General features: G+C 30.3%; 24 protein-coding genes. 5 read left to right on the top strand and 19 right to left on the bottom strand.

Translation table 11 applies throughout. The annotated features are described in order from the left end of the window. Window positions 1-260 precede the first annotated feature (260 nt). The 3 genes from asnS to H0I27_RS02660 all read left to right on the top strand — a co-directional run bounded on the left by asnS (window position 261) and on the right by H0I27_RS02660 (window position 3836). Entirely contained in the window at window positions 261-1694 is a 1434-nt protein-coding gene (gene asnS, locus H0I27_RS02670) for an asparagine--tRNA ligase (protein WP_218732381.1), read from the top strand. An 85-nt stretch (window positions 1695-1779) separates the two neighbouring features. After that, on the top strand, window positions 1780-3237 hold the full coding sequence (gene rpoN / locus H0I27_RS02665) for an RNA polymerase factor sigma-54 (protein ID WP_218732380.1): 1458 nt from the start codon (window positions 1780-1782) through the stop codon (window positions 3235-3237). Then, window positions 3237-3836 carry a hypothetical protein gene (locus H0I27_RS02660; RefSeq protein WP_218732379.1) on the top strand — a complete coding sequence of 200 codons (600 nt, stop codon included), beginning with the start codon at window positions 3237-3239 and terminating at the stop codon, window positions 3834-3836. The genes rpoN and H0I27_RS02660 overlap by 1 nt, the downstream gene beginning before the upstream one ends. On the opposite strand, the gene H0I27_RS02655 is transcribed toward H0I27_RS02660, so the two are convergent. From H0I27_RS02655 to H0I27_RS02630, 6 genes are all read right to left on the bottom strand, one after another. Further along, window positions 3831-4508 carry a porin family protein gene (locus tag H0I27_RS02655; protein ID WP_218732378.1) on the bottom strand — a complete coding sequence of 226 codons (678 nt, stop codon included), beginning with the start codon at window positions 4506-4508 and terminating at the stop codon, window positions 3831-3833. The genes H0I27_RS02660 and H0I27_RS02655 overlap by 6 nt on opposite strands. Before the next feature lie 120 nt (window positions 4509-4628). After that, window positions 4629-5090, bottom strand: coding sequence for a biopolymer transporter ExbD (locus tag H0I27_RS02650; RefSeq protein ID WP_165734320.1), 462 nt, complete (start codon window positions 5088-5090; stop codon window positions 4629-4631). Between the two features lie 18 nt (window positions 5091-5108). Beyond that, window positions 5109-5729 carry a biopolymer transporter ExbD gene (locus H0I27_RS02645; protein ID WP_218732377.1) on the bottom strand — a complete coding sequence of 207 codons (621 nt, stop codon included), beginning with the start codon at window positions 5727-5729 and terminating at the stop codon, window positions 5109-5111. Between the two features lie 4 nt (window positions 5730-5733). Further along, a complete protein-coding gene (locus tag H0I27_RS02640; RefSeq protein ID WP_218732376.1) occupies window positions 5734-6189 on the bottom strand; it encodes a hypothetical protein in 456 nt (151 codons plus the stop codon). Between the two features lie 8 nt (window positions 6190-6197). After that, window positions 6198-6920, bottom strand: coding sequence for a MotA/TolQ/ExbB proton channel family protein (locus H0I27_RS02635; RefSeq protein ID WP_165734317.1), 723 nt, complete (start codon window positions 6918-6920; stop codon window positions 6198-6200). Between the two features lie 209 nt (window positions 6921-7129). Further along, the gene (locus H0I27_RS02630) at window positions 7130-8173 is read right to left on the bottom strand and encodes an asparaginase (protein ID WP_218732375.1); all 1044 of its coding nucleotides are present in this window, start codon (window positions 8171-8173) and stop codon (window positions 7130-7132) included. 95 nt (window positions 8174-8268) lie between these two features. On the opposite strand from H0I27_RS02630, the gene H0I27_RS02625 reads away from it, so the two are divergent. Further along, on the top strand, window positions 8269-8967 hold the full coding sequence (locus H0I27_RS02625; RefSeq protein ID WP_218732374.1) for a zinc metallopeptidase: 699 nt from the start codon (window positions 8269-8271) through the stop codon (window positions 8965-8967). A 393-nt stretch (window positions 8968-9360) separates the two neighbouring features. On the opposite strand, the gene lepA is transcribed toward H0I27_RS02625, so the two are convergent. Together lepA and H0I27_RS02615 are read right to left on the bottom strand one after the other, a co-directional pair. Further along, window positions 9361-11157 (bottom strand): translation elongation factor 4, encoded by a 1797-nt coding sequence (gene lepA / locus H0I27_RS02620; RefSeq protein WP_218732373.1) that lies wholly within the window; start codon window positions 11155-11157, stop codon window positions 9361-9363. A 180-nt stretch (window positions 11158-11337) separates the two neighbouring features. Continuing rightward, on the bottom strand, window positions 11338-11613 hold the full coding sequence (locus tag H0I27_RS02615) for an EF-hand domain-containing protein (protein ID WP_218732372.1): 276 nt from the start codon (window positions 11611-11613) through the stop codon (window positions 11338-11340). A gap of 183 nt (window positions 11614-11796) precedes the next feature. Here H0I27_RS02615 and dusB point away from each other — a divergent pair, with 183 nt between their 5' ends. Further along, the gene (dusB, locus tag H0I27_RS02610) at window positions 11797-12795 is read left to right on the top strand and encodes a tRNA dihydrouridine synthase DusB (protein ID WP_218732371.1); all 999 of its coding nucleotides are present in this window, start codon (window positions 11797-11799) and stop codon (window positions 12793-12795) included. A 4-nt stretch (window positions 12796-12799) separates the two neighbouring features. Here the strand turns inward: dusB and H0I27_RS02605 are convergent, their stop codons facing one another. The 11 genes from H0I27_RS02605 to H0I27_RS02555 form a co-directional block, all read right to left on the bottom strand. Next, window positions 12800-13384: a hypothetical protein gene (locus H0I27_RS02605; RefSeq protein WP_218732370.1), complete on the bottom strand. Its 585-nt coding sequence runs from the start codon at window positions 13382-13384 to the stop codon at window positions 12800-12802. Window positions 13385-13389: 5 nt separating this feature from the next. Next, the gene (locus H0I27_RS02600; protein ID WP_218732369.1) at window positions 13390-14592 is read right to left on the bottom strand and encodes an ABC transporter permease; all 1203 of its coding nucleotides are present in this window, start codon (window positions 14590-14592) and stop codon (window positions 13390-13392) included. Window positions 14593-14606: 14 nt separating this feature from the next. Further along, complete coding sequence (gene rbfA / locus H0I27_RS02595; protein WP_165734310.1) at window positions 14607-15002, bottom strand: 30S ribosome-binding factor RbfA; 396 nt, start codon at window positions 15000-15002, stop codon at window positions 14607-14609. Window positions 15003-15022: 20 nt separating this feature from the next. Continuing rightward, on the bottom strand, window positions 15023-15667 hold the full coding sequence (locus H0I27_RS02590) for a response regulator transcription factor (RefSeq protein ID WP_218732368.1): 645 nt from the start codon (window positions 15665-15667) through the stop codon (window positions 15023-15025). After that, window positions 15664-16416, bottom strand: coding sequence for a sensor histidine kinase (locus H0I27_RS02585; protein ID WP_218732367.1), 753 nt, complete (start codon window positions 16414-16416; stop codon window positions 15664-15666). The genes H0I27_RS02590 and H0I27_RS02585 overlap by 4 nt, the downstream gene beginning before the upstream one ends. Beyond that, complete coding sequence (locus tag H0I27_RS02580) at window positions 16392-17042, bottom strand: hypothetical protein (protein ID WP_218732366.1); 651 nt, start codon at window positions 17040-17042, stop codon at window positions 16392-16394. Before H0I27_RS02580 ends, H0I27_RS02585 begins: the two co-directional genes overlap by 25 nt. Window positions 17043-17046: 4 nt before the next feature. Then, complete coding sequence (locus tag H0I27_RS02575; RefSeq protein WP_218732365.1) at window positions 17047-17655, bottom strand: hypothetical protein; 609 nt, start codon at window positions 17653-17655, stop codon at window positions 17047-17049. Window positions 17656-17994: 339 nt separating this feature from the next. Next, the gene (locus H0I27_RS02570) at window positions 17995-18288 is read right to left on the bottom strand and encodes a F0F1 ATP synthase subunit epsilon (RefSeq protein WP_165734305.1); all 294 of its coding nucleotides are present in this window, start codon (window positions 18286-18288) and stop codon (window positions 17995-17997) included. 78 nt (window positions 18289-18366) lie between these two features. Next, on the bottom strand, window positions 18367-19875 hold the full coding sequence (gene atpD, locus H0I27_RS02565; protein WP_165734304.1) for a F0F1 ATP synthase subunit beta: 1509 nt from the start codon (window positions 19873-19875) through the stop codon (window positions 18367-18369). Window positions 19876-20065: 190 nt separating this feature from the next. Then, a complete protein-coding gene (locus H0I27_RS02560) occupies window positions 20066-21424 on the bottom strand; it encodes an OmpA family protein (protein ID WP_218732364.1) in 1359 nt (452 codons plus the stop codon). A gap of 316 nt (window positions 21425-21740) precedes the next feature. Beyond that, the gene (locus tag H0I27_RS02555; RefSeq protein WP_218732363.1) at window positions 21741-24869 is read right to left on the bottom strand and encodes an exodeoxyribonuclease V subunit beta; all 3129 of its coding nucleotides are present in this window, start codon (window positions 24867-24869) and stop codon (window positions 21741-21743) included. Window positions 24870-24877 lie beyond the last annotated feature (8 nt).

The raw sequence follows: 24877 nt of genomic DNA, 5'->3' as shown, positions 1-24877 counted from the left end.
GCAAACATCACCTAAAACTACTGTAAATATCATTGCTCATCTTCTCACAAAAAAGTATCTTTACTCCTTAATAAAAAAACATTTTTTGTATATTATACTTAACTTTTTTTGATAAAAAATATTTCTTTTTTTTAAAGATCTGTGACAATCAAAAAATTAGGTTTCTATATAATTCTTCCTAAAAAAAGAGTTTTCTAGAAAAAAACATCAGAATAATACAACCTATTAATAACATATATTTATATCAATATTATAAGAATATGATAAACAGCAACGTAGCCGAACTTTTAAAATCGGAAGGATTATTACTACAAGAAGTAACCCTAAAAGGATGGGTTAGAACATTTAGAAGCAATCGTTTTATTGCTTTAAATGATGGTACTACTATTAACAACATACAATGTGTTATCGATTTTGAAAACACAGATGAAACCACATTAAAAAGAATTACAACTGGTGCAGCTATTTGCATAAAAGGTACTTTGGCTGCAAGCCAAGGAAAAGGACAATCTGTAGAAATTCAAGTTTCAGAAATTGAAATTTTGGGAGACTCTAATCCAGATGAATATCCTATTCAACCAAAAAAACACAGTTTCGAATTTTTAAGAGAAAATTCACATTTACGTGTAAGAACAAATACTTTTAGTGCTGTAATGCGTGTACGTTCTAAATTATCTTTTGCGGTACATCAGTATTTTCAGGAAAGAGATTTTAATTATGTGAACACACCTATAGTGACTAGTTCTGATGCAGAGGGTGCAGGAGAAATCTTTAAAGTAACTACCTTTAAAGACAACGAAGCTCCAGTAAACGAGGATGGTAAAATTGACCATTCTAAAGATTTCTTTGGTAAGGAAACCAATTTAACTGTTTCTGGCCAATTAGAAGCTGAAACGTTTGCAATGGCTTTAGGAAAAGCCTATACTTTTGGACCAACATTTAGAGCCGAAAACTCTAATACTACGCGCCATTTAGCAGAGTTTTGGATGATAGAACCAGAGGTTGCCTTTATGGATCTAGATGGTAATATGGATTTAGCAGAAGACTTTATTAAGCATGTGATAAACTATGTTTTAGATAAATGTGCAGATGATTTAGCTTTTCTAGACCAACGTTTAACACAAGAAGAAAAAAGCAAACCACAAGCACAAAGAAGTGAAATGAGTTTGTTAGACAAACTAAAGTTTGTTGTAGATAACAACTTTAAGAGAGTTTCTTATACAGAAGCAATCGATATTTTACGTAATTCTAAACCAAATAAAAAGAAAAAATTTCAATTCCCAATTAATGAATGGGGAGCAGATTTACAATCTGAACACGAACGCTTTTTAGTTGAAAAACACTTTAAATGTCCGGTTATTTTATTTGATTATCCAGCAGACATCAAAGCATTTTACATGCGTTTAAATGATGATGGAAAGACAGTTAGAGCTATGGATGTTCTATTCCCTGGAATTGGAGAAATAGTTGGAGGGTCACAAAGAGAAGAACGTTATGATGTTTTAGCTGATAAAATGAAAACACTCGGTATTGAAGAAGAACTTTGGTGGTATTTAGATTTAAGAAAATTTGGTACAGCAGTTCATTCTGGTTTTGGGTTAGGTTTTGAAAGACTCGTACAATTTACCACAGGAATGAGTAATATTAGAGACGTAATTCCATTCCCAAGAACGCCACAAAATGCAGATTTTTAAAAGTAAATAAAAAATTAAAGCACTAAAACGTCATTCCTATCAGAATGACGTTTTTTATTTTAACCTATTTCATATATTTGTATATATGCTAAAACAAAGTTTACAATACAAGCTATTACAGAAATTATCTCCTCAACAAATACAGTTGATGAAGTTAATTCAATTGCCTACGCAAGCTTTTGAGGAACGTCTAAAACAAGAAATTGAAGAAAATCCTGCATTAGATACTGGAAAGGATGATGCAGATTCTATAGATGATGATTTATCGAATGAATATGATGATGCTGGAACGGAGAAAATAGAAGCAGAAGACATCAATATAGATGATTATCTAAGTGATGACGAAATACCAAATTATAAAACACAAGCTAATAATTACTCTGCTGATGATGAAGAGAAAAACGTACCTTATGCAAGTGGTACTAGTTTTCATCAATCCTTAAAAAATCAATTAAGCACCTATACTTTTACCGATGAAGAACTTTCTATAGCTGAATTTTTAGTGGGTAGTATAGATGACAGTGGTTATATAAGAAGAGATATTATAGATGTAGTAGACGATTTAGCTTTTACAGAAAATGTTTTTACTACAGAAGAAAAAGTTATCTCTATTCTAAAAAAAGTGGTGCATACTTTAGATCCCATTGGTGTTGGAGCCAGAGATTTAAAAGAATGTTTAATTATTCAATTAAAGAGAAAAGAAAGCAACAAAATTAGAAGCTTAGCAATTGAAATTCTAGAAACTGCTTTTGATCATTTTGTAAAAAAACATTATAAAAAATTACAAGAAAAGTTTACTATTTCTGAAGAGGAATTGAAAGAAGTAAATAAAGAAATTTCTAAACTAAACCCTAAACCCGGGAGTTCTTATGCTGGTAATAATAAAATAGCAGAACAAATTGTTCCTGACTTTTCTATTAAATTGGTTGATGGTGAATTAGATTTAGTTTTAAACTCAAGAAATGCTCCCGAATTGCATATTTCTAGAGAATATAACAATATGCTTAAAGGCTACCAAGAAGCTACTGTAAAAAGTAAGTCACAAAAGGATGCTGTATTCTTTATCAAGCAAAAATTAGATTCGGCAAAATGGTTTATTGATGCAATTAAACAGCGTCAACAAACACTTTTAGTGACTATGAATACGATTATGCACTATCAGTATGATTATTTTTTAACAGGTGATGAGCGCAAGTTAAAACCAATGATTTTAAAAGATATTGCAGACAAAATTAACATGGATGTTTCTACGGTTTCTAGAGTTGCCAATAGTAAATATGTGTCTACTCCTTATGGTACAAAATTGATAAAGGAATTCTTTTCTGAATCTATGAAAAACGACCAAGGAGAAGATGTATCTACCAAAGAAATAAAGAAAATATTAGAGACCGTAATTTTAGAAGAGAATAAAAAGAAACCTCTAACTGACGAAAAACTGGCAGCAATCTTAAAGGAAAAAGGATATCCTATTGCTAGAAGAACGGTGGCAAAATATAGGGAACAATTAGATTTACCGGTAGCACGTTTACGTAAAGAGATTTAATGAAGTTTTATAAATTTATATCCGTTATGCTGCACCCAATTGTAATACCTACAATTGGAATAACCTTATATTTTATATTAATTCAAAATAGTTTTAGCAAGAATCAAAAGTTTGCCGTACTAGGTCTGATTTTTGTAACAACTTACTTAGTACCTTTACTCATACTCATTCTTTTTAGGAGGTTTAAGCTTATAAAATCATTTAAAGCAGAAAGTATAAAGGAAAGAAAAGTTCCTGTTGCTATGATGATTGTATTGTTTTATTTACTAGGTAATACACTATATGGAATAGCTAACTTAAGAGATTTAGGAATGCTTTTTTACGCCACCTCATTAGGATTGGTATTTATATACATATTGTTTGCTTTTAAAATAAAAACAAGCATCCATTTAATATCCATAGGGATTACAATTGGCTTCTTTTACGTGTTGAGTTTTATGTATCAGCAAAACCTAACGGCAGTACTTATCTGTGGTTTACTTCTCTCCGGAATTTTAGCTAGCGCAAGGTTGCACTTAAAAGCACACACACATAAAGAAGTATATTTAGGCTTTATACTAGGCTTTGTATCTCCAAGTATTGTTTTCTACTTTTTATAAAAGATAGAAAATAAGTCCAAATTTTAAGATTTTAGTATTTATAACTTCTCCGTTTATAGTACTATTTTCAAAAACAGGTGTTAAACCGTAATAAAGGTTGATATTAAACTCATCATACCCCGTAGATAAAGTTAAGCCATACTGCAATTTATTGTAATTAGAAACATCCTTATACTTAAAGGTGTTCCCATTTTCATCATCAAACTGAAATTTATTAGAGAGGTTGTACGAAAACTTAACACCACCATATATCCTCCAGAAACTATATTTATTCGCTGTTGAAGTTCTCCATCTAAATTCTAATGGAAATTCTAAATTATGAGATTTAAATAGATTAGCACTAATACTTGCATCACTACTAAAATCAGTTGCATTGTTTATTTCTTCGACTTTAAGCTCATGATTAAAAAAATCAAATCCATATCCTACACCAGCTGCAATAGAGACATTACCTTGTTTATTTAAAATTACATCTTTTAAAAAACCAACTGAAAGTCCATATGAAAAGTTACTTTTAAATATTTCTTGGGGTTGATCTATAAACTGAGCATAAGAAACTGCCACATAAATTTGATCTTCCGCATACCTATCTCCTAGGTTTAAGGAATCTTTCTGTGCAAAAGACCCAATTACATTAATCAAAATTATAAAGAGTGTTAAAGCTGTTTTCATATACAAATTAAACGTTTTATAAAGTGATAATATTTTATTAGAATTTTAATTTCTAAAAAAAACATAAAAAAAAGGATAATTCAATGAATTATCCTTTTTTTAAAAATTATATTATTTAGATTACTCAGTCTTTTTTGAAGCAGAATAACTAATCTTAAGAGCATTTACATCTCTTAATTTTAATCTAATATCTGTAATTGTACCAACACTAGATTCAGTATCTGCCTTAATAGAAGTTGTCATAAATGGAACTTCTGCTTCAGAAACTTTAGATCTTGCATTTATTATAAATGCAGGAACTTCATCCGCAGTAGCAATTTTATCATTCAATTGAATTCTATTATAACTTGTACCATACTTAGCATCTTTAGCTTTACCTACATAAATAGTAGTTACCAAACTTTTATGCTCTAATTTCTTTACTTCTGTTGCCGAAGGTAACCTTGGAGCATCAATTTGTAAAGAAGTTTCTCTCATGGTAGTAGTAACCATAAAAAAGAATAACAACATAAATACAATATCTGGTAAAGCTGCAGTATTTACTGCTGGCATTCCTTTCTTCTTTTTTCTAAATTTAGACATACTGTTAAATTTTAAAAATTAATTTGTAGGTTCTTGATCTGAAATAATTTGAGGATAAGCTGTTTTGATAAACTCAACTTTATTTTTCAAATTCTCATTAGCTCTATCGTCCTTATAACTTTCTTCAAGTTCTTCAAATGGAATCTTGTATTTTTCAACACTTAGTCTATTTCTTAAAAAACTATAAGCTTTTAACAATTCATCTTGAACAGTTAAATAAGTTCCATATTCTGTTAACCTATCACTTTGTACCGATATAATAGCTTTATTAGGGTGATCTGAAGATTCATCACTTCTATCACCTTTACAATAACTACATGGTCCGGTAGCAACGCCATTTTCAACTTTACCTTCTCCTCCACCATTATCTACAAATGAGATAGCGGCTTCTTTTAGGTCTTTAATATCCATTCTTTCGCCTTCAACTAAAAGCTCATTATTTCTATTAATACTTACCTCAAAAATGTTTTTTTCCTTAATAACAGGTGGCACATAATCTGCTGGTGGTTTTTCAGATAGTTTTTTAGAAACTCCTGAATCCACATTCATTGTTGTTGTTACTAAGAAAAAGATTAACAGCAAGAAGGCAATATCTGCCATAGAACCTGCATTAATTTCTGGATTCTCTCTTCTTGCCATATTATTATGATTTTATTAATCCTTTTACTAAATCGTATACAAAGAATAAACTAGCTACTAGGCCTAGACAAACGCTATACCATATACCTGTTCCTACCCATTGGTTACTAGAAGCTCCTGCTTCACCACCTACAAGTACTTTTCCTTGTGTATCAAGTACAGCATTACTATCTGCTAAAAAGTAAGCAAAAACTAATACTACACCTAAAGCAGCAACTCCTAACAAAGTCTTTTTCAAATTTTCTGGATTTGTAAAAAGGCTAAATAAAGAAAGCAACAATGTTGCACCTACTGCAAAGTAAAGTAATATAGTAGAAAAAGTAACTATACTACCAACAGAACCACTTAAGGCTGCTGTATCTCCCTCATCTGACATAAAGATGTTGATAAAGAGAAAGGCTCCAATTACAGCTATTACAGCTATAAATATGTTTAAAATTTTTGATAAATTATTTTTCATAATATATCTTATTTTTTATATTTCACTAATAAATCTATTAATTGAATAGATGCATCTTCCATGTTGTTTACAATACTATCGATTTTAGATACGATGTAATTATAAAAAATCTGTAAAATAATTGCTACTATTAAACCAAATACAGTTGTTAATAATGCTACTTTAATACCAACAGCTACAACTCCAGGAGAAATATCATTTGCTACTGCAATCATATCAAAAGCCTGAATCATACCAATTACTGTACCCATAAACCCAAGCATCGGTGCTAAAGCAATAAATAAAGATAACCAAGAGATGTTTTTCTCTAAAAGTCCCATTTGAACTCCTCCATAAGAAACTACAGCTTTTTCTGCAGCATCTACTCCTTCATCTACTCTATCTAAACCTTGGTAAAAGATAGATGCAACTGGTCCTTTAGAGTTTCTACAAACTTCTTTAGCAGCTTCTATACCACCAGAACTTAAAGCATCATCTACACTTGCTACTAATTTCTTAGTATTCGTTGTTGCCATGTTTAAATAAATAATTCTTTCAATTGCAATTGCTAAACCTAAAATTAAGGCTACTAATACAATTCCCATAAATTCTGGGCCACCCTCAATAAAACGTTGTTTTAATTCTTGGTGGAAAGTTTTTGACTCTTCAGCTGCTTCTTGTGCGAAAGTTGATTGAATAGCTCCAAAAAACATAAATCCTGTTACGGATAGGACATTTACTACTTTTTTCATCTTTGTTATAATTAATTTTTAATAGTTAACGGGTTAAAGATATTAATTTTCATCTCAAAAAAATAATATGAAAGATAATTTAACTAAAATATTTAAAAAATCATCCCTCTATTACTTTTGAGAGTGCCAAGTAACAAAAAAATATTGAGCATTTAAAAAAAAAATCAATCTATTTGATATTAAAAACTTCAATTAACTCAATAATATGTTTAAAAATGATAATTATCAGTTAATTCACCTCTTAAAGATTTTTCAAAGAAATGTTTAAAGTCATCATCTGATAGGTTTTTATCTAATAAGTACATTAACTTAGCTATCGCAGACTCGGTAGTAATATCTCTACCATTAATCACCCCTATTTCTAAAAGCAGCAAACTTGTATCATAATGCCCCATCATTACTCTACCACTTTTACATTGGGTTACGTTTATAATTTTAATTCCTTTATCAATTGCCGTTTTTAACAAACAAATAAAGCTTTCGGAATTGGGTGCATTACCAGATCCATACGTTTCTAGTACAACTCCTTTTAAATTAGGAATATTTAATATACTTTCTACTACCCGATTTGATATCCCTGGAAATAATTTTAAAATAACAACTTCATCAACCAAATGCTTTCTAACAATTAATGCTTCCTTTTGTTCTTCTTGATGAATTAAATGCTCATTAAATTTAAGATGCACACCACTTTCTGCTAATGGCGGAAAATTCATAGACGTAAATGCCTCAAATAACTCTGAACTTATTTTAGTGGTTCTATTCGCTCTATATAACTTATATTCAAAATACAAACAAACTTCAGACACAATTGGTTTTCCATTCTTATATGCACACGCTACCTCTATAGAAGTAATTAAATTCTCTTTAGCATCTGTTCTTAAATCTCCAATTGGCAGTTGAGATCCTGTAAAAATGATTGGTTTTTGCAAGTTTTCTAACATAAAACTAATCGCAGAAGAAGTGTACGCCATGGTATCGGAACCTGTTAACACAACAAAACCATCAAATTTTTTATAGTTTTCTTCAATAATTTCCACAATACTTATGTAGTATTTGGTATTCATGTTTGATGAATCTATTGCATCTTCAAAAGAAACACTTTCTATCTTACAATTTAACTGTTGCAATTCTGGAATCTTTTCTACAATCTGACTAAAATCAAATGCTTTTAAGGCATTTGTCTTATAGTCTTTCATCATACCAATCGTTCCGCCAGTATATATAAGTAATATGTTAGGTTTTCTTGTCATTTTGTCATTTTTATCTTCCAAACAATAAATTGGAATACTTTATGTTGTAAATTTATCAAACAAAAATGAAATACAATTTTTAAACAATATAAATTATGATAGGATTCTATATTTTAATAGGAGTAATTGCTTTAGCTAGTTGGTTAGTGAGTAATACGCTGAAGAATAAATTTAAAAAATACTCTAAAATTCAGCTAAGAAACGGGATGAGTGGTGCAGAAATTGCAGAAAAAATGTTAGCTGATAACGGTATTTTTGATGTAAAAGTAATTTCTACTCCTGGTAGATTAACAGACCATTACAACCCTGCAGATAAAACAGTAAATTTAAGTGAATCTGTTTACAACCAAAGAAATGCGGCTGCAGCTGCTGTTGCTGCGCATGAATGCGGTCACGCAGTGCAACATGCACAAGCATATAGTTATTTAACAATGCGATCTAAATTAGTACCCGTTGTTAGTGTAACTTCTAAATTTTCTCAATGGTTAGTAATTGGTGGGTTAATTATGGGAGCAGCTTCTGGAGCTACTGGAATTGGTTTTTACATTGCCGTTGCAGGTTTGGTTTTTATGGGCTTTGCAACCCTTTTTAGTTTTGTTACTTTACCTGTAGAATATGATGCTAGTAATAGAGCATTGGCTTGGTTAAAAAACAAAAACATGGTTTCTCAAGAAGAATTAGCAGGAGCAACCGATGCTTTAACATGGGCTGCAAGAACGTATTTAGTTGCTGCCTTGGGTTCATTAGCAACCTTATTATACTGGGGAATGCAAATTTTAGGAGGAAGAGATTAGCATCGCAGATGCTATTTGTATTTACTTTTTAAGTGATAAATTATATTTAAACACTTTTGATTTATTTCGAAAGTGTTTTTTTGATTTATATTGATTGGAAACTTGATGTAAAAATAGTTTTATTAATACTGCTTTCGCAGGATAAAAGTTAAGCTGACAAACTAGTTTAGCCCAGATTGAACGGTCTGTTTGAGTTCTTTTTTATTCCTTTTTAAGGATAAAAAAAGCGAGTAGTGAAAGCTGGAGATAGCTTCAAAAAGATTAACAGATTGACAGCTTACATAAAAGTAAACTCTGAAATGACGTGTATAAAAAAACCTTCTTGATTTCTCAAAAAGGTTTCTATCTATTTATTTTATCTTGATTCTTAGTTCTAAAAATCTTAATATTTACTTAGTCATTCAACTTTAAGACCGCCATAAATGCTTCTTGCGGAATTTCTACATTACCAACCTGACGCATTCTTTTCTTCCCTTTTTTCTGCTTCTCTAATAACTTACGTTTTCTAGAAATATCTCCTCCATAACATTTTGCAGTAACATCTTTACGCAATGCTTTGGTAGTTTCACGGGCAATAATTTTTGCACCAATTGCTGCCTGAATAGGAATATCGAACTGTTGACGAGGAATTAATTCTTTTAACTTCTCTACAATTTTCTTACCAATCGTATAGGCATTATCAGCGTGTAAAAGTGCAGAAAGCGCATCTACAGGTTGTGCGTTTAAAAGAATATCTACTCTTACTAATTTGGATTCTCTCATACCAATTGGCGAATAATCGAAAGAAGCATACCCTTTAGAAACCGTTTTTAAACGATCGTAAAAATCGAAAACAATTTCTGCCAAAGGCATATCAAACGTTAACTCCACTCTTTCTGTAGTTAAGTATGTTTGATTGGTAATTTCTCCACGTTTTTCGATACACAAACTCATTACTTGCCCAACAAAATCAGACTTGGTAATTATACTTGCTTTGATAAAAGGTTCTTCTACTCTATCTAATCTAGATGGATCCGGTAAATCTGTAGGATTATTTAAAAGTAATATTTCGTTCGGATTTTTCTTTGTGTACGCATGGTAAGAAACGTTGGGAACCGTTGTAATAACAGTCATATTAAACTCACGCTCTAAACGTTCTTGAATAATTTCCATGTGTAACATTCCTAAAAATCCACAACGGAAACCAAAACCTAAAGCGGCAGAACTTTCTGGTTGAAACACCAAAGAAGCATCATTTAATTGCAGCTTTTCCATAGAATAACGCAACTCTTCGTAATCTTCTGTATCCACTGGATAAATACCCGCAAAAACCATTGGTTTTACATCTTCGAAACCATCAATTATTTCTGTAGTTGGCTTGTATGCATCTGTAATAGTATCTCCTACTTTTACTTCTTTTGCAGTTTTAATTCCTGTAATTAAATATCCAACATCTCCTGTTTTTACAGATTTTTTTACAACTTGAGTCAGCTTTAAAGTACCAACTTCATCGGCAAAATAATTTTTACCAGTTGCCATAAACTTAATCTCTTGTCCTTTTTTTATTTCTCCGTTTAAAACACGGAAATACGTTTCAATTCCACGATAAGAATTGTAAACAGAATCGAAAATTAAGGCTTGTAACGGAGCATCTGGATCTCCTTTTGGAGCAGGAACTCTATCAATAATGGCAGCTAAAATATTATCGACTCCAAAACCTGTTTTTCCACTTGCGTGAATTACATCTTCTGGGTCACAACCTAATAAATCTACAATATCATCTGTTACTTCTTCTGGATTTGCAGAAGGTAAATCTACTTTATTTAAAATAGGAATAATTTCTAAATCATTCTCTAAGGCTAGATATAGGTTAGAAATTGTTTGTGCTTGTATGCTTTGTGCGGCATCTACAATTAACAATGCGCCTTCACAAGCGGCAATTGAACGAGAAACTTCGTATGAGAAATCTACGTGACCAGGAGTGTCTATTAAATTAAGGATATAGTGTTCTCCTTTGTGCTCAAAATCCATTTGGATAGCATGCGATTTTATGGTAATACCACGTTCTCGCTCTAAATCCATATTATCTAATAATTGATCCTTCTTTTCACGATCTGTTACAGCACCTGTGTACTCTAATAACCTATCTGCTAACGTACTTTTACCATGATCTATATGTGCGATAATGCAAAAGTTTCTAATGTTTTTCATACTTCGTTTTCTAACTGCGTTCAACTGACAAAGATAGGTAAATAAGTTTGTGAATTAAATAACTAAAAGTATCTTAATTTTTGCAGTTGACAGCTATTTTTTGCAGTCTAGAAGAAAAGCATTTTTAAAACCTTGCTAAGTGTGCTTTTTGGTGATATAAATTTTAAATTAGAAAGAGATTTACAAATCTCTTTCTAATTCTGCAATTGCTACTTTAAATTCTTCTAGATTGATACATTCATCACCCGATTTATCATATCCTTTTATCAATTCACCAGCTACAATTCCTCTAAAAAAGCCACTGATATCTGCATCTTTTAATAGGTCTTTTACTTCATCTTTATTTAATTTACCTTCTTTATCTTTATCAAAAAAAAGAAAAGCTTCTGCCGGACTTTGAAATTTACTAGTGATTAAAAAATTGATTTTTTTTAAAATATCTTCTTTTGCTCCCATAATATAATTTGATTCTTTTATACTGTAAGATATAATTTTATTTTTAAAATACAAAGCTTTTCATATTTCTAAGAGATGATTTAAAAAATGAATTTAGAAATATTCCAACTGAAAAAACAGCAAAAAATATTTTTCACCTTAAAGGTTTAAAAAAACACTAAATTTGCAAAAAATTATATCGTTTTGATTAAAATCGGCAACATAGAATTACCAGACTTTCCTCTTTTATTAGCACCAATGGAAGATGTCTCTGATCCACCATTTAGAGCTTTATGTAAAGAACAAGGAGCAGATGTGGTATATACAGAGTTTATTTCTTCTGAAGGCTTGATTCGTGATGCAGCAAAAAGCATTATGAAACTAGACATCTATGAAAAAGAACGTCCGGTAGGAATTCAGATTTTTGGAGCCAACTTAGAATCGATGTTAAGAACAGTGGAGATTGTTGAAAAATCAAAGCCAGATATTATTGATATCAACTTTGGTTGCCCCGTAAAGAAAGTTGTTTCTAAAGGTGCAGGAGCAGGAATTTTAAAAGACATAGATTTAATGGTTTCATTAACTGAAGCCATGGTAAAACATACTAATTTACCTATTACAGTTAAAACGCGTTTAGGTTGGGATCATGATTCTATTAGAATTGTAGAAGTTGCAGAACGCTTGCAAGATGTAGGTTGTAAAGCAATTTCAATTCACGGCAGAACGCGTGCCCAAATGTATAAAGGTGAGGCAGATTGGAAACCGATTGCAGACGTAAAAAACAACCAAAGAATGCACATACCTGTTTTTGGAAATGGTGATGTAACTTCTCCTGAAAAAGCCATGGAAATGAGAGATTCTTATGGTTTAGATGGTTGTATGATTGGTAGAGCTGCTATTGGCTATCCTTGGTTTTTTAATGAAATAAAACACTTCTTTAAAACTGGCGAACATTTAACAAAACCAACAATTGCACAACGTGTAGAAATGGCAAGAAGGCACTTACAAATGGCCATTGATTGGAAAGGACCTGTATTAGGTGTTTTTGAAACTAGAAGACATTATACCAATTACTTTAAAGGGATTCCGCATTTTAAAGAATACAGAATGAAAATGGTAACTTCTGATGATGCAAAAGATGTTTTTGCGACGTTTGATGAAGTGGAAGCTAAGTTTGGGAACACGATTATCCCTCAATATTAGACCGTTATTCTACGATTGAGAAAGAGTTAATTATTTTATCTATATCTTTTATATAGTTCTTAAAGTTTTTTTCTTCATTTTTATATTCAACAGTATAACCATTTTGTTTATAATAAATTATAAAGACAACACTTTCATAAATTGCATGAGGAAACTTCTCTTTAAATTTTAAAAGATACATCCTTTCATATTTTTTATGTTTAGACTCAACTAATTGATAACTAAAACCCTTACCCCACATTCGTTTCTTTCTGCTTAAAAAAAGATCTAAATAATCTTCTAAGGTATACTCTAATTTACATTCATTATCAATTTTATCACTACTTATGTATACATCAGCAAGTCTTCGATTATAATTTAAAGAATCAACAAACTCTCCTTTAATATAATACCAATCTCCGCTACTATATTTAGATTTCTCCCAATTATCAGGTAAGTCAATTGTATAGTTTAAAACCTTTTCAGCTCTTTGAAGACTGTCTAACTCTTGAAAAGGTTGCGTTTTACATTTCCTTTTCTGATTTAGTGAAGCACAAGAAACGAATGCAAGCAAAAGAAATAGTATTAATAAATTAAACGAATTTTTCATGAAAATTACTTTTCTACAAACTCTTTAGAAATTCTACTACTAGCAATTTTAGAGGCTATAAAGCCCAAAATTGTAATGGTAGCTATTACAATAAAAAGATTCGAGAATCTAAATTCTACCGGATAAGCAAAGTTTTGGGTAATCATAAATATGCCAAATTCTTTCTGAATAAAAACAATTATAATACCCAGAGTTAACCCGATAATCATTCCTAAAAAGGTTAATAGGAAACCTTGTAAAATAAAAACTTTTTTAATTTCTTTAATAGATGCACCTAAACTAAAAAGAGTTTTTAAGTTCGATTTTTTATCAATAATCATCATTATAATTGCACCAATAACATTAAATAATGCTATAATTACAATTAATGTAAAAATAAGATACGACACAAAATTCTCTGTATTAATTACCTTATAGAAAACCTCATTTAATTGTTGTTTAGTCTGTACTTTAAATTGATTTCCTAATTGCTGTTGTAGTTCTTCCGAAAACAAATCGGCGTCTAAATTGTCTTTTAATTTAATTTCAACACCTGTTATTTGGTTATCATCAAAATTCAATAAATTCTTTGCTTCATTTATAGAAACAAAAACAAATTTACTTTCAAACTCTTCCGTACCAGAATACAAACCAACAATTTGTACATCTTTTTTATAAAAAGCATTATTAGGGTTGATAAAACCTACTCCTGGTTTAGGAACCATAATTGTTAAAGGAGATCCATAATTTAAAACTCCTAATGATAACTTTCTTGAAATTCCATTACCAACAACTGCAGTATTTGGCTGATCTAAATCTAACCAACCTCCTAAACTGATTACAGAATCTATATCTGTAATAGAAGTATAACTCTCTTCAACACCCTTTATATAAGCAATTTCATTCTTATCATTGTACTCTAAAAAAACGCGTTCTTCTATAATTTTAGATGTTGCTTTAATAGAAGTATTATTTATTAATGCTTGATGGACATCTTCCGAATAGAAAAAAGTTTTCCCTTTATTAGAAGTAATTTTAATATCAGGATCAGATACATCTAACAAGCTGTAACTAAATGTACGCAAGCCAGAAAAACCAGAAAGGATAATAAACAAGGCTAAAGAGCCTACAATTACACCAAAAGAAGCAATAATTGTAATAATATTGATGGCATTATTACTTGTTTTTGTAAATAAATATCTTTTGGCTATGTATAAGGGAAAGTTCAAATGCGAGAATGAATTTAACTTCTTTTACGTCTTGGCAAAACGCTAGGATCTTTAATAGGATTGTCATCTTCACCTTTTAAAGATTTATCAATTTCCTCAATATAATCTAACGTATCATCTCCAAAAAATAATAATTCGGGCATTCTACGTAATTGGTGTTTTGTTCTTTTTGCCATTTCATGGCGAATTAAAACCGTATTAGATTGTACACCTTTAATAATTTCTTCTCTATTGCTAGAAGGAAATACACTTAAATAAACTTTAGCGACTCCTAAATCTGATGTTACATGAACCTTAGAAACAGAAATAATTATTCCTTTCATTCCATCTTGCGCTGCTTTCTGTAAAACATCTACCAAATCCTTTTGCAATACTCCTGCAATTTTACGTTGTCTGTTCGTTTCTTCCATGCTGCAAATTTACACTTTTTTTATGGAGTGTAAATTTTATTTTTGATTGCATACATAACCAAACCAACTCTATTCTTTACATGTAATTTAGTAAACAAAACATCTCTATACCCATCAATTGTTTTTGGACTTAAACACATAATTTCTGCAATTTCCTTATAGGTTAATTCAGAACAAGCATGTTTCATAAAAGTAATTTCTCTTTCTTTAAATTTTATTTCTGCCTCTCCATTTCCAGAAAGAGATTTCATTAATAAATTGGTTACATTTTTGGTATGATAAAATCCATTTTCTGCTATTTCCACCAAAGCTTTTTCTAAAACTACTTTTTCGGTATCTTTTAATAAGTAACCAATAGCACCAACTTTTAACATTTTTAAAATAGTAGCGTCTTCATCTTCCACAGAAAGTGCCATTACATGTACTTCATTATGGTTTTTAGAGATCCATTCAGTTGTTTCAATTCCATTCATTATAGGCATATTGATATCCATTAAAACAACATCTGGAATAAATTCTGGTGAAGAAGAGAATTTATCAACTAATTCTTGTCCATTTTTGCACGTATATAAAACTTTAAATTTATTAAAAGTATTTACCATAGCAGCAATTGCTTGTGAAAGCAATGTGTGATCATCTACAATAACAACTGAATATTTAATCATAACCTATATACTATATTTAAGGAAGTACCTTTATTTACTTCAGAAGTAAAAACTGCTGTAGCTCCAATTAATTTTGCTCTATTTTTAATATTTTCAAGTCCTATACCGTTTCGTTTATTTTCTAATGATGAAAAACCAACTCCGTTATCTTTTGCAGTAATTTCTAAATTAATGGCACCAAACTTTAATTCAACGGTTAAATTGGATGCCTTAGAATGTTTTATGGTATTAGAAAAGAACTCCTGTAAAATTCGGAAAATAATGATGCTAGATTTTTCATTAATTATATGTTCATTCCCTAAAATTATCAAGCTCGCATTTATAAAGTTTAATCTATTAAAACGATCTATTTCTAATTGTACGGCTTCTCTTAATTTTATATTCTTTATCGCTTCAGGGTTAATTAATTTTGATAATGCTCTTACCTCTGTTAAACCTTTAGTAATCGTTTCTGAAACTTCGTGGATATTTTCTGGAGAAGCATTCTGCAATTGAATTTTAGCTAAAGTTAATAACTGCCCAATATTATCGTGCAATTCCCAACTAATATTTCTTAAAGTCTCTTCTCTAATTTCTATTTGTGTTTCGGCTATTTCTCTTTCAAACCTTTTTTTATTTTCCGCTTGCAGTTCTAGAAGGCTATTCTTTCTTTTTTGAAAAACAGTAAACAATAAAATAATAAAAATAACAAATGTGATGATTATTATAGTGGTTACAATTAATATTATTTGACTCGCTTCTGACTCCATAGTGCTCCCAATATAAAACAACTATACATAAATATCACTAACACTAACTGAATATTATATAAATAGTCTATTACAGCCCTAGAAGTACCTTTCATATTATTTAAAATAGAAGTGATTGGTATGGTACCTAAATAATAGCACAATAGTCCAAAAGCGATCCAAAAAGTAAGAGATCGCTTATAATTAAGAATTTCATTAGAAGATAAAAAATCCTTATAAAATAAAAATAAAACAATAGCAATTAACAAACTACCAGAAATGGAGGCAATACTATTGTAAACTTCAAAATAAGTTCCTTGATACAAATAATAGAGCGTAGTTAAGAAATAAACTACATTAAAAAGAATTATAAGACCCGTAACTGTTTTTCGAGTTTTTGCTGAAAATAATATTTGTTTTGCAAATAAAAATAAGAAATTAAATTCGACAAAAGTAAGGGTATTGTATACCCATAAATTGTCTAGCTCTAAACTATATTTTACATAGCTTGCAATCAACTCACAAGCAAACATAGCAATCAAGTACCCCAAAAAGTATTTTAAATCAACATCAAAAGATTTTTTAAAATAGAAAATAGCATAGACTACTATGGCTACAAAATATAATATGTAAATTAATTTATCCAAAATATTACATTGGTGGTGTTGGTTTCAATCTATTAGCCCCAGAACTTTTAAGATCTTCTTGATCACCAATAAAAGGTAAAAAAGAAGCTCTAACTACCTGCTTCGTTTCTTTACTACTAAATTGATCTAAAAATTTTGTAAAAGGGATTGCTTCTCCTTTATTAGAATACAAAGGTTCATAAGCAACATTTTTCTTTTCTTTAGTATCTGCAGTTGGCATAAAAATTAAAGTTTGTCTACCTCTTAAAATCTCTTCTGGATAATCTTTAGGATATGCAGCAGTAAAAATTCTAACACCAGTAAGCTCAATATCTTTTTCTTTTGATAACCTTTCTACATAAGCAATATATTGCTTTAATTGATTAATATCGTAAAAATGAGAAATACTCTCAATTTCATTAGCATCACCTGTAAGTTCTTTCCTATACTTGTCTAAAACAGGTTTCTGTCCTACATCATATTGATGAAACATACTAGCCATTTCTTTATAAGTGATCGTATTAGAAGGCCTAGAACTATCAACTTCAGTAACCTGAGATATTGTTTCAGACTTACAACTAATTATAAATAATGCTAAAAAAAATATTTGATAAAATTTAAAAACTGTTTTCATAATATAGTAGTTGGATTAATACGCTTGAAAATACAAATTAAATTATAATCTAAGAAGAGTAAAAGCAAAAAACAACATTAAACACTATATATCAAACACTTAGTCGAAACACTACTTATATCAAACTTGCTTAAAAAGGGGTTTTTCCTGTATAAATTCAATGATTTACACTAACAGTTTATTCCTAATTATTTACCAATTTTGAAGTATGAAATAAAAAGAAAAGTAAAGGGGGAAATTGCAAAAAATACACTTGATACTTTATAGAAAGTGTTTAAATTAAAAAAGTCTCAAAACTGTTGTTTTGAGACTTTTAATTTTTATAATTATTTTAGAAATTTAATCTGCTAAAATAATTGCTTTATTATCTTTTAATTCTAAAGTTCCAGATTTAATAGCAATTGTTAGAATATTATCATCATCTATATGAATTTCATAATGTCCTTTAAATTGATCAAATTCTAAATGTTCTTTACTATGAACATGAATTTTAACTATTCCTTCCTTTAAGTTAGCAACAATTGGTGCGTGATTATTTAACATTTGAAACTCACCATTTTCTCCAGGAACTGATAATGAATCAATTCTTGCTGAAAATAATATAGCTTCTGGTGTTACAATTTCTAAAAACATATCTCTTATAGTTTACAGTCTTCAATTTGCAGTTTACTTTCTTTTTTAAGATTGAAAACTGCAAACCGCTGACTAATTTTATGCTTCTGCTAACATTTTCTCACCAGCATCAATTGCATCTTGAATTGATCCTCTTAAGTTAAATGCTGCTTCAGGGTATTTATCTAACTCACCATCCATAATCATATTAAAACCTTTAATAGTGTCTTTAATATCAACTAAAACTCCTGGTATACCAGTAAATTGTTCAGCTACGTGGAAAGGTTGAGATAAGAAACGTTGTACACGTCTAGCTCTATGAACTACTAATTTATCTTCTTCAGATAATTCTTCCATACCTAAAATTGCAATAATATCTTGTAATTCTTTATAACGTTGTAAAATTTCTTTTACAGCTGTTGCAGTATTATAATGCTCATCACCTAAAATTTCTGCAGATAAAATTCTTGAAGTTGAATCTAAAGGATCTACCGCTGGATAAATACCTAATTCTGCAATCTTACGAGACAATACTGTTGTTGCATCTAAATGCGCAAACGTTGTTGCTGGTGCTGGATCTGTTAAATCATCTGCAGGAACATATACCGCTTGTACAGATGTAATAGAACCTTTTTTAGTTGATGTAATACGCTCTTGCATTGCACCCATTTCTGTTGCTAATGTTGGTTGGTAACCTACCGCTGATGGCATACGTCCTAAAAGTGCTGACACCTCAGAACCTGCTTGTGTAAAACGGAAAATATTATCAACAAAGAAAAGAACATCTTTACCTTCTGCTTCTCCAGCTCCATCTCTAAAGTATTCTGCAATTGTTAAACCAGATAACGCAACACGTGCACGTGCTCCAGGTGGCTCGTTCATTTGACCGAATACGAAAGTAGCTTTAGAACCTTTCATTCCAGGTTTATCTACCTTAGATAAATCCCATCCTCCTGCTTCCATAGAATGCATAAAATCGTCTCCGTATTTTATAATTCCAGATTCTAACATTTCACGAAGTAAATCGTTTCCTTCACGAGTTCTTTCTCCAACACCTGCAAAGACTGATAAACCACCATGTCCTTTTGCAATGTTGTTAATTAACTCTTGAATTAATACTGTCTTACCTACTCCTGCTCCTCCAAATAATCCAATTTTACCTCCTTTTGCATAAGGCTCAATTAAATCGATTACTTTTATACCTGTAAATAAAACTTCAGTAGATACTGATAAATCTTCAAATTTAGGTGCAGATCTGTGAATTGGCAAACCATCTTTACCTTCTTTTTTCAAGTTACCTAAACCATCAATAGCATCTCCAGTTACGTTAAACAAACGGCCATAAATATCGTTTCCGATAGGCATTTGAATAGGATTACCTGTAGCCACAACCTCAGTTCCTCTACTTAATCCATCAGTAGCATCCATTGAGATAGTTCTAACTGTATCTTCTCCAATATGCTGTTGTACCTCTAATACTAAAATAGAGCCGTCAGCTTTTTTGATTTCTAACGAATCGTAAATTTTAGGAAGTTCATTTTCAGTATTGAATTCAACATCAATTACTGGCCCAATAATTTGTGAAACTTTACCTGTTATTGTAGACATTATGTATCTAATTAAAGTTATTATTTTATTTCAGAGATTTCAGCCTCTTTTTTCAGATTGCAAAGGTAATTTTTTTGTCCTTAATTAAAAAAGATTTTCCTCTTTTTTAATTGAAAAAGAAACAAATAACAGAAACAAAAAAAACTCTGCTCAAAATGAGCAGAGTTTTATATTAAAATGTAGTTAAAAATTATTTATCAGATAACTTAATAACTACTCTTCTGTTTTTACTTCTTCCTAAACTAGTGTTGTTAGATGCAATAGGATCTTTCTCTCCTTGACCAACTGTTTCTAATCTATTAGCGTCAAAACCTTTTTCAACTAAATAAGCTTTAGCAGATTCTGCTCTTCTTTCAGTTAAGTATAAGTTGTAAGCACTAGCTCCTCTACTATCTGCATAACCTTCTATTACATAGATTACATTATCTACAGAACTAATTAAATCATAAACTTTATCTAATTTTCCAGCAGATGCTCTATTAATTTTAGCGCTATCTGTACTAAATAAGATTTCTTTTGAATATCCTGATAAAGCTGCAATTTGCTCTGCTGTCATAGCGTCTTCTGGACAACCATTATTAGAAGCAACACCTGCAAACTCAGGACATTTATCATCTTTATCTAAAACTCCGTCTCCGTCAGTATCTGGCCAAGGACATCCTGCATTATCAGCTGGTCCTGCAACAGATGGACATTTATCATCTTTATCAGCTACACTATCTCCGTCTGTATCTGGGCAACCTTTATTAGCTTTAGTTCCTTTAGCACTAGGACACATATCATCTTTATCAGCTACACCGTCTCCGTCAGAATCAGGACAACCATTCATAGCTGCTAAACCTGCAACTGAAGGACAAGCATCATCAGAATCTTTTACTCCATCGCCATCAGCATCAGGACAACCATTAAATTCTACTAAACCTGCTTCTTCTGGACAAGCATCATCTTTATCATATACTCCGTCTCCGTCAGTATCTGTTCCTCCAAATTTAATCACTAAACCTAAAGAAGTTTGGTAATGCGCTCTTACATTATCAGAAAAACCTTTTTTAGTTCCTGTTTGAAAGTTTAATCCTAAGTTATCATTAAACCAAGTGTTAAAACCAACACCTCCATTTAACATTGCTTCACCACTAGAATCTACAGAAGTATAACCTCCACCTAAATATACATAAGGATCAAACCAACCTGTTTGTCCAACTAAGTTATTTAAGTCATACTTTACAACTGCATCTACAGCCCAATAAAGAAAATCTGAATCATCTTCAATTGTAACTGTTTCAATTTTATTTAAAGACCCCGCTAATTGTAAAGAGAAACCTTTGTCTAAATACTTTTCTCCAGATATTCTAGAAATAGAAGGTAAAATGTTCCAATCTTTATTCCCAAATAAATCTTTTATTTGGTCGCTAAAGTCATCACCATTGTAAAAATCTACTACGTTTACACCAAAACCTACAGCCCAAGGGTTGTTTTCATCTTGTGCGTTTACGTTACCAACTGTTACCAACGTAAACAAAGCTATCACAGCTATTCTTAATCGTTTCATTATCAAATTTTTAAATTAAAAGTTCGTTATTATTATACGCAAAAGTAAATCCTTAAATCGTATATACAAAGACAAATCTACAAAATATTATTAAAACAATACGTTTTATTAATTCTAATTCCCTTTGAATTCACTCTATATTTTTTATAAAGACTCTAATAAAGTTCTTTAAGACACTCATTAGCATTAACTAAAGGATAACCAATTCTATTTTCTAACTTTTTTTTCAGCTCTAAAGAGAAAAGAATTAAGCAGTTAAATTACTATTTTTAATTATAAATTTATCTTAATTTTTAAGTTGATACTTTTCTACAAATTACACCTCAACAACGTCAATTTCTTCATTAATATAGATCAATAGTTTTTTTTCTACTTTAAAATTCATTGATTTTAGAGTTCTTTCATACCTTAATAACTGCTGATGATATTCTGACGAAGGGTTCCCTGTCTTATAATCAATAATAACCACTTTTTTATCTGCTATAAAAATCAACCTATCTAAAATAATAATCTGATTATCTACATCAACAATTTCCCTTTCATTAAAAACTTTAACTTTATCTGAAAAATAAAGTTCTAATTCAGGATGATTTACAATACTAAAAACACTTTTTGTAATAAAAATTTGCTGTTCTATATTTATAACCCCTTGTTGATAATACATAGAAATGACCTTCTCAACATCTTTTGAAGTAATAATTTTAGATAAAATTTCATGAAATAAATTCCCAAAATCAATAGCTTTTCCTTGTTCTGTATTCCATAATTTAGAAGAATTTGCTAACAAAACAATATTATGTTCTTGCCAAGGAGTTGAAATAAATTTCTCATGGATTTCTGCAACAGAATTTTCTTCTTTCTTTTCACTGACCCTTTGCACATCTCCAAAAATATATTCAGAAAAATCATCATTCCAAAGGTTTTGCTGTTTTAAATAATTGATAAAAACACCTGAATAAAAATTAGTATTCTCCTCTCCTTTAGCTGAAATTTTTTTATCGGTAATAACATGTAATTGCTCTACAGCTCTTGTTAAAGTAACATACAATAGATTAAAATTATCTAATTCTAATTCTTCGCGTTGCTTGTTATAAATATCTAAACCCCTTTCACTAACAATACTTAAACTTTTACTATAATCAACTAATAGTTCATCGAAACCTTCATATGATTCTGGCAATTGATCTAACCATGATTTTGGTTTTATCTGTCGATAAATATCTACATCACAAGGAAAAATAACCACCGGAAATTCCAATCCCTTCGATTTATGAATCGTCATAATCTGAACTGCACCAGCACTTTCTGGAGCAACAATACTAAGTCGTTCTTTTTTAAGTTCCCAAAACTCTAAAAACTCTCCAACATCAGTTCCGTTTCTTTGCTGTTCTAAAACAACATCTAGAAAAAATTGTAGATATGCATCAGAAGAATTTATCAAATTAAAACCTCTAATAATTTCTTCTATTTTCTCATAAAACGGCAATTGATGAAATGCCGAAATATTAAACGTGACACCAAGGTTTTTTAAAGATTCTAAAATAGTTTGATTATCCGATTTTGCAAATTCATTAAAAAAGACATGTTTTGGTTTTTCTATCTGTAAATGTTGATGTAAAAAATACAGCATTTCAAAACGTGTTTCTTCATCACTTGGGTTTTGTAAAACCTTTAAAACATCAACAATAAAAGTAACTTTTGCACTATTTTTAAGCAATAAGGTTTCCGACGAAACAATATCAATTCCTTTTTCTGATAAATAATTTGCCACTGCAACTCCGTCTTTTCTAGTACGAGTCAACACGCAAATTTCACTCAAAGAAAAACTCTCCTTTAATTGGAGGATTTTCTCTAAAACCTTCTGCGGATATTTTACTTTTTCAAGCTCTTTGTCTTCATTTTTTTCAAGGAAGGTTAACGAAACTAAACCTCCTTTTTTAGCATTTTCTATTTGTTTATTCCCCTCTATAAAAATATTCTTATACGATTCATTCTGAATGAAATTTGCCGTATGCTGAAAAAACGAATTATTAAAATTAATAACCTCTGAATAACTTCTAAAATTGGTTTCTAAATTCTTAATTTCTTTAGAAACATGAAAAGGATTCAATCTGTCTGAACCTAATTCAATAAATTGTTCCGCTTTTCCTCCACGCCATCTATAAATGGCTTGTTTTCCATCGCCAACCAATAATAAATTGCTATTTTCTTGCGCCAACGTATTGTCTATTAATGGCACTAAATTTTGCCATTGCAACACAGAAGTATCTTGCATTTCGTCAATAAAATAATGCTGAAAACGTTGCCCAATTCTTTCATAAATAAAAGGAGCTGGTTGGTCTTTTATATTATCCGAAATCAATTGATTAAACTCTGCATTTAATCGAATATTATTGTCTTCTTTTATATTTTCTAACTCTGAATTTATATTATTTAAAACGGCTAAAGGAATAATACTTTTCAACGCCAATTTATTCATGGAGAATTGCTGATAAACAACTTCAGCTTCCTTAAATAATCGAACAATATCAGGAACAATTTGATCTATAGAACTTGCAATAAACTCTGCGGTAGACTTTGAGTAATATTGATTATTCTCGATTGCTTTTTTTATCGTTTCACTTCGTTTGATAAAATCTATATCTACAGATTTAGTGCTTAAATCTGCAAAGAATTTAGGAATAGTACCTCGCATAAAATTTTTATGCTCTAAATCGTTGTTTTCTATTAACTCAAGACACTCTTCACCAACTTTTTTAATGGAATCTTTTAATTCTTTTTGCTGATTATATAACTTCGACTTTAAGTTTGTAAAATCTTCTAATTTTTTATCCGCAAGACTTCTAAAATGTTGCACATCATCTTCATTTAATAAGATTCTTGCAAACTCACTTAAATCTCTAGAAATATCCCAAGACTTATCATCATCTGTTTTATCTAGTGAATAATCTATTAAAAGGTTTGTCAGTTTTTCATCTGTTCCAATCTTAGAAATTAAAACATCTACAGCTTCATTTAAAAGAGAAACGGCATCCATTTCTACTTCAAAATTAAGTGACAAACCTAAATCGAACGCGAAGTTTTTAATTATTTTATGTGTAAAACTATCAATTGTAGTAATTGAAAAAGCAGAATAATTTTTTAAAATTGCATCTAAAATTTTCTTACTTCTTTCCTGAATGATTGCTTTATCAATCTTTATTTCATCAACAATAATATTCAATAAATCATTTTCCTCACCATCTGCAAAATCTTCTAAACTAGACAATACACGCTCTTTCATTTCACCAGCTGCTTTATTGGTAAACGTGATTGCTAAAATTTTCTGAAATGAAAAAATATCATCAGAAGTTAATAAAACTTTAATGTATTCTTTTACGAGCGTAAAGGTTTTTCCACTTCCTGCAGAAGCGTTATAAACCTGAAAGGATGATGTATTTTGCACAATTTATT

It is taken from the genome of Polaribacter sp. HaHaR_3_91, from assembly GCF_019278525.1.
Taxonomy (GTDB): Bacteria; Bacteroidota; Bacteroidia; order Flavobacteriales; family Flavobacteriaceae; genus Polaribacter.
Note: the sequence above shows the minus strand (reverse complement) of the source record. Positions and strands in the feature narration are given on the sequence as shown.